The organism is Flavobacterium sp. F52, assembly GCF_000278705.1.
GTDB classification, from domain to species: Bacteria; Bacteroidota; Bacteroidia; order Flavobacteriales; family Flavobacteriaceae; genus Flavobacterium; species Flavobacterium anhuiense.
Window position 1 is genome coordinate 102,645 of the sequence record NZ_AKZQ01000027.1, and the last position, 14,128, is coordinate 116,772.

Genomic DNA, 14,128 nt, shown 5'->3' on the forward strand with positions numbered 1-14,128 from the left:
AAGCGTTAGCTCTCGTGGCATAGTTTTTAACGTAACTTAGATAAAAAAATTGATGAATGCTATTATAAAGTTTATGAAAAGAAATTATAAGATACTCATAGCCGTATTGTGCTTATCGCTTACCTTGTTTGCATTTAAAATGAATGCCGATAGGACAATCGACCCAGATCCGAATAGAGACAAGACACTTTTAGAATTATTAGCATTTGTTATTGAAAAAGGGCATTATAGTCCAGCAGAAATAAATGATGAATTTTCAAAAGGCATTTTTAAGGATTATATTGACGCTCTAGACCCTTCAAAAAGATTTTTCCTGCAGTCAGATATTGACGAGTTCAAGCAATATGAATTAATGCTTGATGATCAATTTTTGAATAAAGATATTACTTTCTTTAACCTTACTTATACCAGGTTGATGAAGCGTATGGAGGAAAGTAAAAAACGTTATAAAACGATTTTAGCTCAGCCTTTTAATTATAATGTTGACGAGACTTTTAATGCAGATTATGAGCACATTCCGTATGCAAAAAACTTAACGGAGCTTAATGAAAGATGGAGAAAACAAATTAAATTATCGACTCTTTCTTCTTTAGTGACCAAACAAAAAATTGAAGAAGAAAAGAAGAAAAAAGACCCAGCTTACAAAGAGAAATCTTTTGAGACTTTAGAAAAAGAAACTCGCGAAAGCTCTTTAAAATCGCTAGATGATAATTTTGGTGTAATTAAAGATTTGAATAGAGAATACTGGTTTTCTGTGTATTTGAATTCGATTATGGCTCGTTTTGACCCGCATACAAGTTATTTTGCACCAGAAGAAAAAGATCGTTTTGATGTAAATATTAGTGGAAAACTAGAAGGTATTGGAGCTCGTTTGACTAAGAAAAATGATTTTACTCAAATTGACGAGTTAATTTCTGGAGGTCCAGCTTGGAAAGGAAAACAGCTTGAGGCTGGTGATTTAATCTTGAAAGTTGCTCAAGGAAATGAGGAACCTGTAGATGTTGTGGGTATGCGTTTGGATGATGTCGTGAAGAAAATTAAGGGTCATAAAGGAACTGAAGTAAAACTGACAGTTAAAAAAGTTGATGGTTCTATTAAAGTAATTTCTATCATTCGTGATGTTGTTGAAATTGAAGAAACGTATGCAAAATCTAGTGTTGTTGAGAAAAACGGCTTGAAATATGGAGTAATTTATCTTCCTAAATTCTATATCGACTTTGAAAATAAAGACGGACGTGATGCAGGAAAAGATATTGCTCGTGAAGTAGAAAGATTGAAAAAAGAAAACATCAACGGAATTGTACTTGACGTTCGTGATGATGGTGGAGGATCTCTTTCTACAGTTGTTGATATTGCTGGTTTATTTATCGAAGACGGACCAATTGTTCAGGTGAAATCTGCTGGCAAAAAGAAAGAAGTTTTATATGATAAAGATAAAAAAATCGAATGGGATGGTCCATTGGTTATCATGGTAAACAGTTTTTCTGCTTCGGCGTCTGAAATTTTAGCTGCTGCCATTCAAGATTACAAACGTGGTGTAATTATCGGAAGCAAACAAACTTACGGAAAAGGAACTGTACAAAATGTACTTGATTTAAATCAATTTGTGCGTAACGCAAATTATGGAGATCTTGGAGCATTGAAAATTACAGGGCAGAAGTTTTATAGAATTAATGGTGGTTCTACTCAGCTAGAAGGAGTTCATAGTGATGTTGTAATGCCAGATCGTTATGCTTACTTGAAAATGGGTGAGAGAGATATTGATAATGCAATGCCTTGGGATAAAATTGATCCAGCTGATTATAGTACTTGGACTTCTAATGAAAACTTTACTAAAGCTATCAATAACAGTAGAAACAGAATTGCACAAAATCCTCAATTCAAATTAATTGATGATAATGCAAAATGGATCGATGTCAAGAATAAAGAAAATGTTTATAGCTTGAATATTAAGAGTTTTAAAGAAACCCAGGAACAAGTTGAAAACGAAGGGAAAAAATATAAACCAATTTCTGATTACAAAAACAATCTGATTTTTAAATCGCTTCCTTACGAAGAAGAAGAGATGAAAGCAGATGCTTCTTTAAAAGAGAAAAGAGAAGCATGGCATCAAGCATTATCTAAAGATGTTTATGTAGAAGAAGCTTTAAATGTATTGGACGATTTGCAAACGAAAAGTTTGGTAAAAAATACAGTTAATCCTAAAATGAAAAAGGATAAACTAGTGAAGTCTTAAGTTCGAATAGAATTTAATTTGTTTAAAAACGCTCTATAAATTTTGAATTTATGGAGCGTTTTTTTGTAAGTTTAGCTTTTAAAAATAAAAATATGAAAGGTTGTTTTGGTTTGATTTTACTAGGTTTTGCATTACTGTCATGTAAAAAAGAAAATGTAAAAAATACTCAAGAAATAAATAGTAATGAAATTGTTTCTTTTAAAGGAAATTCTACTTATGGAGATTCTCTATATACCACTGCTTATCTCCCGACTTCAACAACCAAACAGATTGTAAAGCATCAATATTATACGCTTTCTTACAATGAAAAGTTTGAGCAGGCAGAGTGGGTAGCTTACGAATTGAAAAAGGAATATTTAAAAAATAATGATTATAAACGTCCCTATTTTATAGAAGATCCAAAAGTAACTACAGGTTCTGCAGATTGGAGAAATTATAAAAAATCAGGTTACGATAAAGGTCATCTTTGTCCTGCAGGGGATATGGAGTTCAGCAAAGATGCTTATAATGACACTTTTTATACTTCGAATATTTCTCCTCAGAAAAGAGATTTTAATGCTGGAATTTGGAATAGGATAGAGCAGAAGACTCGCTATTGGGCAGGAAAATACAATGATATTTATGTGGTAACTGGCGGGATTGCAAAAGATTCGGATAAAAAAATAGGAACAGAAAAAGTGGCTGTTCCTAAATATTTCTATAAAATTGTTTTGGCTAAAAAAGGGAAAGAGCATAAAGCAATTGCTTTCTTGGTTCCAAACGAAAAAAGTGATCAATCGATTTATGATTTTGTAGTTCCAATTGAAACTTTGGAGAAAATGACTGGAATTGATTTCTTTCCGAATCTTAAAAACCTAAAAAGCAGTAAGGACTTTTAAATCTGCAATTGTTTCTGTTGGGTTTTCAGCCTTAAAAACAAAACTTCCAGCAACTAAAACATCTGCGCCCGCTTCTACTAATTGTTTTGCGTTTTTGCTGGTCACACCGCCATCAATTTCGATTAGTGTTGAAGCATTTTTACGTGTTATAAGCGCCTTTAGTTTTTTTACTTTATCATAAGTATTTTCGATGAATGATTGTCCACCAAATCCAGGATTTACACTCATAATGCAAACTACGTCAATATCGTTTATAATATCTTCCAATAAATCTACATTGGTATGCGGATTCATGGCTACGCCTGCTTTCATTCCTTCAGCTTTAATAGCTTGCAGTGTTCTGTGTAAATGTATGCAAGCTTCGTAATGAACAGTCAATCCATTTGCGCCTAAATCAGCAAAAGTTTTAATGTAACGGTCAGGATCGATAATCATTAAATGGACATCGATATATTTTTTGGCATGTTTTGAAATGGCTTCTAAAACTGGCATTCCAAAAGAAATATTTGGTACAAAAACTCCATCCATAATATCGATATGAAACCAATCAGCCTTACTGTTATTAATCATTTCGACATCGCGTTGTAGATTGCCAAAATCGGCAGCAAGGACTGAAGGGGCAATAAATGTATTTTTCATTGTAGTGTTGTGTGTTGTTTTATTACAAAGATAAAGTTTAAACGCAAAGCACGCTAAGAATTACGCAAAGTTCGCAAAATTATTTAAGGATGAGAAGTTCGCAAAGCTCTGTGTTTTCTGAATTCTATTAAAAATATATCTTAAAAAAACTTAGCGAACTTTGCGTAATTCTTAGCGTGCTTTGCGGTAAAAAAACGTTGAAAGAAAAAATAAAAAACTCCGGTAATCAGCCGGAGTTTCAATCATCAATCAAAAAACGAACAGTCAATCAAACTGTTGTTTGCGGTACAAAGGTTTCATGTTTTATGTTTCAAGTTACAAAAGCAACCTGAAACTTTAAACCTGAAACAAATATTGTCTTATCCTAAGTAAGTTTTAAGGATTTTACTTCTAGAAGTGTGTTTCAATCTACGGATTGCTTTTTCTTTAATTTGACGAACACGCTCACGAGTAAGGTCGAAAGTTTCTCCAATTTCTTCAAGAGTCATTGGGTGTTGGTCGCCAAGACCGAAATATAAACGAACAACATCTGCCTCTCTTGGGGTTAATGTTTCTAAAGAACGTTCGATTTCAGTACGAAGAGATTCGTGAATTAATTCTCTATCTGGATTTGGAGATTCGCCAGAACGTAATACATCATAAAGGTTAGAATCTTCTCCTTCCACAAGTGGAGCATCCATTGATAGGTGACGTCCAGAGTTTTTCATAGACTCTTTTACGTCGTTTACAGTCATATCAAGTTCTTTTGCAATTTCCTCAGCAGAAGGCGGACGCTCGTTAGATTGTTCTAATAATGCGTACATTTTGTTGATTTTATTGATAGAACCAATTTTATTTAATGGTAAACGTACAATACGAGATTGTTCAGCTAAAGCTTGAAGAATCGATTGACGAATCCACCATACAGCGTAAGAAATGAATTTAAAACCACGAGTCTCATCAAAACGTTGAGCGGCTTTAATTAAACCTAAGTTTCCTTCATTAATTAAGTCAGGAAGAGTTAATCCTTGATTTTGATATTGTTTAGCCACAGATACTACGAAACGTAGGTTGGCTTTTGTTAGTTTTTCTAAAGCTCTTTGATCACCAGCCTTTATTCTTTGTGCTAATTCTACCTCTTCATCAGCGGTAATTAGGTCAACTTTTCCAATTTCTTGTAGATATTTATCTAACGATGCAGTTTCACGATTAGTTACCTGCTTGGTGATTTTAAGTTGTCTCATGTTGTTGTCTCCCTATTTTTTAAAGTGTACAAATGGTTATACGTAAGGAGTATCAAAAAAGTTACAATTATTTTAAAAATATTCTATAAAAATAAAAACCTGCCTTTTAATAGGCAGGTTTTGTGTGTGTTATGTTTATTTCGAAAATGAAATTTTTAATTCACGACCGTATTTTGAACTTCAATGTTTTCTGAAATTGACACAGGAATTCCATTTTTAGTAAAACCTTCAAGTCTTATTTCAAATGTTCCTGTTAGATCTGAAGTATAAAATGAAGTTTCAGAATTCTTGTCTACATGTGCTTCAGGATTCCAAAGCAACTGATTTCTGAAGTCTGGAATTCTGTCATTGTCAGAACCACTTTCGTATTTTACTTTATTGTAAATCTTTTTTGGTTGCGGTCTTAAAACTGTTGGCTTTGCTATGAAACTTCCTGTTTGAGTACTTTTAAAATCTTTATTGAAAGTGGTAAAACTAATTAACCCGTTAAAAGATCTTGGACCAAGATAATATCTTCCTACTATAAGTTCAATTTTGTAGACATTTTTCATGCTGTACAATGCCAAATCGTTTGCATTTTCAACATATTGTCCATCCACAAGAACAAGTGCAGATTCTGGAAGCTGAGGAAAAACACTAGGATCGGTTACATGCAAATAAAGATTGTTATCTTTTTGTTTTGAATAAATTTCTACAACAACCTCAGTGATAGTTTCTTTCAGCGTTTTGAAACGAGTGTAGTCATCTAAAATATATTCTTTAGCAAGAGGATAATAAAATGCATCTGTTGAAGGACTTTTCTCGATATTGTCTACTTTTTTATGAAAATAAGCATTTTCTACCTGACTAGAAACAGATCTTTCTAATAAGCTTTCCTTAAAAGTATAAGATAGACTTGTGTTTTTATCAAATGATAGTTTCGAGTAGTCTATTTCAGGACCATTATCTACAACAAGGTTATAAGCATTGGCTTTTTCATCAATGATCTGTAAAATTATATTTGGAGTATAAAATGTTTTCCCGATGCTGAAAATAAAGTTTCCATTCATATCGGTTTTTACAACTTTGAAAGCAAAAGATTTTCCCGGAATAGATAATCCAACAGAAATATTTGCAATTGGGTCTACGTTATTTTTAGCAGAAATTTTTCCAGAAATGATTTCGCCCCTAACTTCTGGCAAAACTATTTTCTGATCTTGTTTTTGTAGATCTAATGCCATAGGATAAGAAGGATTAGAAGCAAATGCAACAGCAGAAATTTTATCTGTCGCAGGGATATTGTCTAATTTTCTAACCGAAAGCGAATAGTTTCCGTCTTTAAAATCTTTATTTGAAGCCTCAATTTTTAAGTCTACCAATTCTCGATTTGTAAACGTTTTTTTGTTCAAGTTTAGTGCTATGTTTTCATTTTTTAAGTTTTCTGAAACATTTGCTTTTGAGCTATTGGCTAAAACTTTTTCAGCATTAGTTTTTTCATCTGTTTTATACGGATTGATAATATTGATGTTTAATTGAAACAATTCAGAAATAGGTTTGTTCAGCATCCAATTGGTAAATCCGATTAATTTATAACTGCCCGTTTTTAAAGTGGTCGGAATAAAATAATCACCTTGTCCCACTCCATTTTCGAGTGCGATTTTAGTTTTAAATACAGATTTTTGATTACTGTCAACAATTTCTACATAAGCTATTTTACTTATGTTGCTTGGTGTTTTATCGGACGACTTTAGGCAGTAAACTTTGTATAATAAAGTTTCACCTGTTACAAATGATGTAGCATTAGAATGAACATACAAAGTTTCATCTAAAGTGATAGTCTGTTGTGCTCTGCTAAATTGTGTATTAATCAATACAAACAATAAAAGGATGTGTTTTATTCTGTCCAAAATGAAGGTTTTATGTTAGATGAAAATGATGTGCAATCTCCGCATACACTATCGACCATAGTATAAATTATGCCACTATTTGTGATGTAGGTGTTTAAGTTACGATTTATATTATAAATCATAGTTTCTCCTTCGCAATCCTCTCCTCCAAAACAAAATCTATACATAATATCGTCGCAGGTGTTAAAGTAAGGAATCGGTTTGTTTGGAAAAAAATCAGTATAATTAAAAAATATTCTTTGTTCTGAATACGATGCTACATCAAAAAAACCAATAACTTTTGTAGAAGAATCATTAATGCATCTTATATTTCCAGAAATTAGTCCTGGCTGTTTTGGAGACAATATACTTTCAGAACTTGCAATATCTCGCATTGTCTTATGAAAAGTATAAGCTTCCAATCCTTCTATATATTGTTTTACTAATATGCTATAACGATGGCCAATAATGTAATTATTTTCCTCGATAAATCGTATTGGAAGATTTACGCGATCTTCTGCTTGGTCGTTTGTATTTACTAAAATAATGTTTGTAGATTTAGCATTAGAGTAGCAAATTCTAGTGTTTGGATCATTCTCAATTAAGGCAACAGTTTGCGGACTGGTTGTGATGATTTTTAATGTAGACCATCTTGGAGCAACAACTTTAAAAGTCTCTTCATATTCATATCTGTAATACTTTGAAGATTTTGCGGGGTCGTAAGTATTAACATTGATTTGAACTCCAGTTTCATTGTCTTTATTTGTCGCTAGTGCTGGGACAACACTTTGTATAGGATTTACTGTTGTTAAAGTTTGAGGGCTTGATTGATATATTTTTCCATTTTTGGTAGTAACTTCCAAAGTATATTTTCTGTCTGGAACAGCCTGAAAAGCTACTTGAGATTTATATACTCCCGAATTTTCTTCAAATAAATATTCGTTATTTTGGTCATCCTTAACGATAACTTTAGCTCCGCTTTCAACAGCTACTTTCTCGTCTTCAAATTTTGAAGTTTTGGTTATTTTAATCTCTTGGTTTTTAAGTGCATTTGTTAATGTTGCTTCAATAACAATTATTTCTTCATAAGTATTGGTAACAAGAGGGAATGTTTCTGTACAACCACAAAAAAGGATCGTAAGAAGTGTTAGAAGGATCGTGTTTTTTATTATATGAAATTTCATGGCTTGAATATATTCTTTTTTAATCTGGTTCTGACTTTCATTAAGAAATCATCGTTTTTTAGTTATCTACCCAAAACGGAGGTTTTATGCTAGATGCAATTGTTGTACAGTCTCCACAAGGAGGTTCAACCCAATAGGTAAAACTGCCTCCTGTTCCCGAAAAATAAATTATTTTTTCTAAGGATAAATCGTCAAAATAAGTACCGAAATGCGTACAAGGATCAGGAACAAAAGCTTCTGCTTCTGAGTAGCAAAATTCTTTACAGTCTACAATATAAGGTGGAGGGAATTTACCAGGGAATAAATCTTCGTAGTTAAAATAAATTCGTTCCGTAGATACAGAGCAGACATCAAAATACCCTGCTATTTTACTGTTTGAGTTATTAGTAGATCTTAGGTTGCCTAATAAAAAACCAGGCTGATTTGGTGAGACAATAGTTCCTCCGGAAGCTGCTGTTTTCTTTAATGTATTGTAGTAATTATATGCTGCTTGACTTTCGATGTATTGTTTTACCAAAATGCTATATCGGGTTGTAATTATATAATCTTGATCGTTAATAAATCGAATTAAATAATTTACTCGATCCTCTTTTAGATCATTTGTACTTGTTAATAATAATTCTACATTTTTTTTAGAACCATAACAAGTCTGGGTATCTGGATTATTTGTGACAAAATAAGGAAAGCCATTTGCATCCAATTTTAATGTTGTTTTTCTCCATTTTGGCGCGATAACTTTGTAGGTTTCCTCATATTCGTATCTATAATACGTTGACGAGCTAGCTGGATCAAAGCTATTAACAAGAATGCCAACACCATTTACGCCATCTTTTTCTTCAACGGCTGCCACTACACTTTGCATTGGATTTATAGTTGTAAGCATTTCAGGCAATGATTCAAAAGATCTGCCGTCTTTAGTGTTAATATGCAATTGATATTTGGTATTAGGAACTGCTTGAAAGTCTATATCTGAAACATATTTTTCAGAATCTTCAGTAAAGTTGTATTTATTTCCAGCATCGTCTGTAATAAAAACCTCTGCTCCAGTTTCAGAAAGATAGCCTTCGTCTTCAAATTTAGCAGATTTGGTAAGTTTTATTTCCTGTTTTTTAAGTTCGTTGGTTATGTTGGCTTCAACGACTAAGACCTCTTCATATCTGTTTGTTACTAACGGATATGCTTCTGTACAGCTATTAAAAAAGACTGTGAGAAGTATGAAGAAGGCTATATTTTTTATTAAATAAAATTTCATTTATTGATATTCTTTTTAAGTTGATTTAATCTTTTAAAAACTAGATAACTTTTATTTAATCTACCCAAAAAGGAGGTTTTATATTAGATGCAATTTTTGTGCAATCTCCACATGGAGCATCAACCCAAAATGTTTTGAGGTTACTGTTGCCATCTCCAGAAAAATAGGTTATTTTTCCTAGAGGTAAATCCTCCATATAAGAACAACAGTGTGTACAAGGAACAGGATTATTAGGTTCTTCTGCATAACAAAATTGTGTGCAGTCTACTGCATAAGGCGGAGGGAATTTACCAGGAAATAGATCCTCCCAATTAAAATAAATCCGTTCTGTAGATACGGAGCATACATCAAAATAGCCTGAAATTTTTGCGTTACCATTAGTTGATTTTAAATTACCCAATAAAAGACCAGGTTGCAAAGGGGAAGTTATAGTTCCTCCTGAAACAGCTGTTTTATTTAATGTATTGTAGTAACTGTAAGCTGCCAGACTTTCTACATACTGTCTAACCAAAATACTGTATCTGTGTGTGATAATATAATCTTGGTCGCTAATAAATCGAATGCGATAATCTACTCTGTCTTCTTTTAATTTGTTTGTGTTTAACAGCATAAATCCGACGCTTTTATTAGAACCATAGCAAGTCTTAGTGTCTGCAGAATTCGATTCAAAGGTTGGTCCGCCATTCCATACAAGTTTTATTGGCAGCCATTTTGGCGCAACAACCTTATAGGTTTCCTCGTACTCAAATCTATAGTAGGTCGATGTAGCTTTAGGATCAAAACTATTGACACGAATACCGACACCATTAATATCATCCTTTTGCTCTATTGCTGCCACCACACTTTGCATGGGAGTTATCGTGGTAAGCATTTCTGGCGATGATGCAAACGATCTACCGTCTTTGGTGTTAATGTGTAACTGATATTTTACATTTGGCACAGCCTGAAATTCTATATCCGAAACATATCTGTCAGAGTCTTCACTAAAATTATATTTATTGCCAGCATCATCTGAGATGAAAACTTCTGCTCCGCTTTCCGGAAGATAGTCGTCATCTTCAAACCTTGCAGATTTGGTAAGTTTCACTTCCTGTTTTTTAAGCTCGTTGGTAAAATTAGCTTCAACAATCAAAACATCTTCAAACCTGTTTGTTACCAATGGATACGCCTCTGTACAGCCATTAATTGCAATAGCAGTTACAAGTAAAATAATAATCTTGTATAGACTGTAATTTTTCATTTTAATGCTAAAATTTAAAATTATAAGTAATACTTGGTACAGGTATTGAGAATATAGATGTTTTATAACCCTTTACTTTTCCATTTTGATCTGTTACGAAATAAATAGAATAGGGATTGTTTCTTCCTAGAACATTGTAAATAGAAATATTCCAGAAACTGTGCGCTAACTTTTTAATTTTATGGTTTCCTTCGATGTTAATTCCAATATCTAAACGAATGTAATCTGGAATTCTATAGGCATTTCTGTCGCTATACAAAGTATATTGTGAATTTCCGTATTGGAAAGTACCAATAGGATATGTTATTGGTCTTCCTGTTTGATACAAAAAGTTAGTCGATAAGCTGTAACGTTTTGTAAATCTATAGTTTTAAAAATTGCACTTAAGTCATGAGGTTTATCAAAATTCGCAGGGAAATATTCACCATTATTTACGATTTCAGAGCTGAATTGGCTATCAAGCTTGATAAAAGTACGAGAATAAGTATATCCAATCCAACCGTTTAATCTTCCAGTTGATTTTTTTAACAAGAGCTCCACTCCATATGCTTTTCCTTCTCCTTGCAAAAGCTCAGTTTCAACATTTTGATTAAGCAATAATTGAGCTCCAACTTTGTAATCAAGAATGTTTTTTGATCTTTTGTAATATCCTTCTAAGCTTACTTCGTATTCTTCATCTTTTAGAGTTTTAAATAAACCTAAAGAAACCTGTTGAGCAGTTTGAGGTTTTACATTAGAATCAGATAATTTCCAAGTATCTGTTGGAGATTGTGTAACGTTGCTTGATAATAAGTGAATATACTGGCGAGTTACATCATAACCTGCTTTAATCGAGAAATCTTCTGTGAAAGAATATCTTGCAGCAATACGAGGTTCAAGACCACCATAGGTTTGTATAACTTCATTATTTTTATAGGTCGTTGTTCCGGTTACAGTTTCATCGCTCAATGGCAAGCCGGGAGCATAGGTATTTACTTGACCAGGCCCTAGTGACATGTAATAAGAATATCTCAACCCAAGATCAATAAGCAATTTATCATTGAACTTATAGCTATCTGATAAATAAACCGCAGATTCCAATGCTTTTTCTTTTTCAACGTCTGTTGCAACTAAAGTGGCCTCTGGTTTTGTTGGATGCTGATATCCAGGAGAAACATTGTATAGTTTACTAGCAAGTCCGTAAGAAAAAGTATGTTTTGGATTTAGCTGATAGCTAAATTTTGCCTGTAATTGTGATTCATTTACTTTATAGCCAAAATCAAACGAATTTATGTCGTCCGAATCATAATCAATGTTGAATTTATATTCACTGTTTGTGAAAATAAAAGCAGCTTTGTTTTTTTTGTTAAAAGTATGATCCCACTTAATAGAAGCCAATCTGTTGCTGTACTTATAAATAGAGTCAGAACTTAAGCTAAAACGGTCATGGCTGTAATATGCGGTAGCTTCTAAATTATTGTTTGCATTAATAGCGTTATTGTATTTCAAAATTCCATCATAGAATCCCGCTTGGCTATTTTTTAATTCTTCATCGTCAAGAGCTTTTAGAATCCAGTCAGAATACGTTGCACGGCCGCCAACAATAATACTTGACTTGTTTTTTTCGATTGGAACACTAAGTGTAAGGTTTGATGTGATAGGGCCAATAGCACCTTCACCTGAGAATTTTTCAGGATTTCCATTTTTTGTAGCAATATCAAATACTGAAGACAATCTTCCTCCAAAATCGGCAGGAATACTTCCTTTGTAGATATCTGCTTTTTTTGTCGTATAAGGGTTAATAGCAGAGAAGAATCCTAAAAAGTGCTGTGGATTATATAACACTGCATTATCTAAAAGGATTAAGTTCTGGTCGTCTTTTCCTCCTCGAACATTAAATCCTGCAGAACCTTCACCTGTAGTTTTAATACCAGGGAAGGTAGTGGCAACTTTTAGAATGTCTCGTTCGCCAAGTATCAAGGGAACATTTTTTATTCCTTCAATATCAATAGAAACTAAGCCTGAAACAACAGATTCAGTAGTTTTCTGTCCTTTCTTTTTAATAACAACTTCATCAAGCTGATTTGATTTTTCGTTGATGCTAACATCAAATTGCCCGTCATCATAAACCATTAAGGTTTTTACCACTTCTTTATGGCTTAATGATTTAATTTCTATAATGTTTATGCCTCTTGGTAACTGCAAAGAATAATTTCCGTCAAGATCAGTAGAAGTGTTGATGTTTTTATTTCGAACTTTAATGTAAATATTCGGTTCTGCTTTACCGGTTTCTTCGTTTCTAATAGATCCAGAAACTGTAAAAGTTTTTCTAGTAGATTCCTTGTTTTCTTTACCAATGAATACAATAGAAGACTTTTTGTTTACTGTAAAAGTGCTTAAAGAATCGTACTGCTGATGAAATACTGGATTTTCACTATCGGTATTTGTATTCTGATTCGTCTCTGCTGGAGCATCAGTAAAATAATTTGCTGGTAAAGTATCGTGAATTGTGCTATTTAAAGTAAAAATAACCTTGTTTTTTAGAATGATATAATTCAAGTCTGTTTTGCTTAAAATCTTATTAAGCAAATCATCGATTTTTACATCAGTATAAGTTCCTGAAATTAATTGCTTCTCAGAATTAACCCAAGTAGGATCAAAGTAAAATTTGTATTTGGTTGCTTCTTCAATACTTTTAAGTGCATTGGTTAAGGTTTCGTCTTTAAAAGTAATAGATAATTTCTCATTCGTATTTTGCGCAAAAGACAATTGAAAAGAGAAAACGATAAATAAGGAGAGTAAAATTTTTTTCATTTGTTTTATTTGCTTGATATTGAAAGAGAGTTAAAAGTGTATTTCATCAAATTTTTCATGAATTGATTTAAGTCGGATTTTCGTAGTTCTCTGTTCAATAAATAAAACCCATTGATTTGTTTTTTCTGTTCGGGAAATAATTTAATAAGGTCGCTTTTGCTTTTTATTGGATAAATTTTACCTTTTAAATCGATAAAAAAAGAATTATTTTCTTTGAAAGTATAATAAAGACTGCTTTCGTTAATTGTCTTCTGCATGTCTTTGTGATGTTTGATATACAACACTAAATCTGGAGAAATTTTAGTTTCTTCAAAGTAGCCTGTGGTAAATTCAGGGATATCTTCGTTTTTTCTTTCTCTTTTGATAAAGTTTTTATCCTGAATAGAAAATGAGCTAACTTTATTTTGTGCCAGGTTTATACCAATATTGTCAGATCCACCGTCAGGATTTAAAACTAGTATATCCCTATAGATGTCATATTTAAGTTTGACATCATAGTAAGCTTGATCTTCATAGACAACTTTTCCCAATTCGTATTTATTTACTAAATACAAATGAATGTCATTTCCTAAAGTTCTGAATGAATTTGTGTGCGGTATCCCATTGTTAATATCCAGATTGCTTCTGCCAACAGTAGTGTCAAACCAATTGTAAGTATTGATATCATTACTAGTTTGACTCTGGATCGGATGAATGTTTAAGAATAATTCAAATAAAATGAGAAAAACGATTTTTTTTTGGTAATTTTTCAAAGGATTCGATGGTTTTGTTAATGGTTTTCGGAAGATTTCAAAAGTATAAAAAAAAGGTTACAAATA

The 14,128-nt window shown here is 32.5% G+C and carries 11 protein-coding genes; 2 read left to right on the forward strand and 9 right to left on the reverse strand.

The window, feature by feature from the left end:
- Window positions 1-52 precede the first annotated feature (52 nt).
- Together FF52_RS14055 and FF52_RS14060 are read left to right on the forward strand one after the other, a co-directional pair.
- A complete protein-coding gene (locus FF52_RS14055; protein WP_008466486.1) occupies window positions 53-2,236 on the forward strand; it encodes a carboxy terminal-processing peptidase in 2,184 nt (727 codons plus the stop codon).
- A gap of 92 nt (window positions 2,237-2,328) precedes the next feature.
- Window positions 2,329-3,114, forward strand: a complete 786-nt coding sequence (locus FF52_RS14060; protein WP_035691633.1) for a DNA/RNA non-specific endonuclease — start codon at window positions 2,329-2,331, stop codon at window positions 3,112-3,114.
- Here the strand turns inward: FF52_RS14060 and rpe are convergent.
- From rpe to FF52_RS14100, 9 genes are all read right to left on the reverse strand, one after another.
- Window positions 3,091-3,753, reverse strand: a complete 663-nt coding sequence (rpe, locus tag FF52_RS14065) for a ribulose-phosphate 3-epimerase (RefSeq protein WP_008466490.1) — start codon at window positions 3,751-3,753, stop codon at window positions 3,091-3,093. The genes FF52_RS14060 and rpe overlap by 24 nt on opposite strands.
- Window positions 3,754-4,112: 359 nt before the next feature.
- Window positions 4,113-4,976 (reverse strand): sigma-70 family RNA polymerase sigma factor, encoded by an 864-nt coding sequence (locus tag FF52_RS14070; protein WP_007804760.1) that lies wholly within the window; start codon window positions 4,974-4,976, stop codon window positions 4,113-4,115.
- A gap of 155 nt (window positions 4,977-5,131) precedes the next feature.
- The gene (locus FF52_RS14075; RefSeq protein ID WP_008466492.1) at window positions 5,132-6,862 is read right to left on the reverse strand and encodes a hypothetical protein; all 1,731 of its coding nucleotides are present in this window, start codon (window positions 6,860-6,862) and stop codon (window positions 5,132-5,134) included.
- Entirely contained in the window at window positions 6,850-8,025 is a 1,176-nt protein-coding gene (locus FF52_RS14080) for a DUF4249 domain-containing protein (protein WP_008466493.1), read from the reverse strand. Before FF52_RS14080 ends, FF52_RS14075 begins: the two co-directional genes overlap by 13 nt.
- 58 nt (window positions 8,026-8,083) lie before the next feature.
- On the reverse strand, window positions 8,084-9,277 hold the full coding sequence (locus FF52_RS14085) for a DUF4249 domain-containing protein (protein WP_008466494.1): 1,194 nt from the start codon (window positions 9,275-9,277) through the stop codon (window positions 8,084-8,086).
- 55 nt (window positions 9,278-9,332) lie between these two features.
- A complete protein-coding gene (locus FF52_RS14090) occupies window positions 9,333-10,517 on the reverse strand; it encodes a DUF4249 domain-containing protein (protein WP_008466498.1) in 1,185 nt (394 codons plus the stop codon).
- A gap of 7 nt (window positions 10,518-10,524) precedes the next feature.
- On the reverse strand, window positions 10,525-10,845 hold the full coding sequence (locus FF52_RS24000; RefSeq protein ID WP_316928758.1) for a hypothetical protein: 321 nt from the start codon (window positions 10,843-10,845) through the stop codon (window positions 10,525-10,527).
- The gene (locus tag FF52_RS14095) at window positions 10,821-13,310 is read right to left on the reverse strand and encodes a TonB-dependent receptor (protein WP_316928759.1); all 2,490 of its coding nucleotides are present in this window, start codon (window positions 13,308-13,310) and stop codon (window positions 10,821-10,823) included. The genes FF52_RS24000 and FF52_RS14095 overlap by 25 nt, the downstream gene beginning before the upstream one ends.
- Window positions 13,311-13,315: 5 nt before the next feature.
- A complete protein-coding gene (locus tag FF52_RS14100; protein WP_008466499.1) occupies window positions 13,316-14,062 on the reverse strand; it encodes a hypothetical protein in 747 nt (248 codons plus the stop codon).
- Window positions 14,063-14,128 lie beyond the last annotated feature (66 nt).

Coding starts and splice junctions, on each gene's coding strand:
- FF52_RS14055 (WP_008466486.1), top strand. CDS start 53: ATGAATGCTATTATAAAGTTTATGAAAAGAAATTATAAGATACTCATA.
- FF52_RS14060 (WP_035691633.1), top strand. CDS start 2,329: ATGAAAGGTTGTTTTGGTTTGATTTTACTAGGTTTTGCATTACTGTCA.
- rpe (WP_008466490.1), bottom strand. CDS start 3,753: ATGAAAAATACATTTATTGCCCCTTCAGTCCTTGCTGCCGATTTTGGC.
- FF52_RS14070 (WP_007804760.1), bottom strand. CDS start 4,976: ATGAGACAACTTAAAATCACCAAGCAGGTAACTAATCGTGAAACTGCA.
- FF52_RS14080 (WP_008466493.1), bottom strand. CDS start 8,025: ATGAAATTTCATATAATAAAAAACACGATCCTTCTAACACTTCTTACG.
- FF52_RS14085 (WP_008466494.1), bottom strand. CDS start 9,277: ATGAAATTTTATTTAATAAAAAATATAGCCTTCTTCATACTTCTCACA.
- FF52_RS14090 (WP_008466498.1), bottom strand. CDS start 10,517: ATGAAAAATTACAGTCTATACAAGATTATTATTTTACTTGTAACTGCT.
- FF52_RS14095 (WP_316928759.1), bottom strand. CDS start 13,310: ATGAAAAAAATTTTACTCTCCTTATTTATCGTTTTCTCTTTTCAATTG.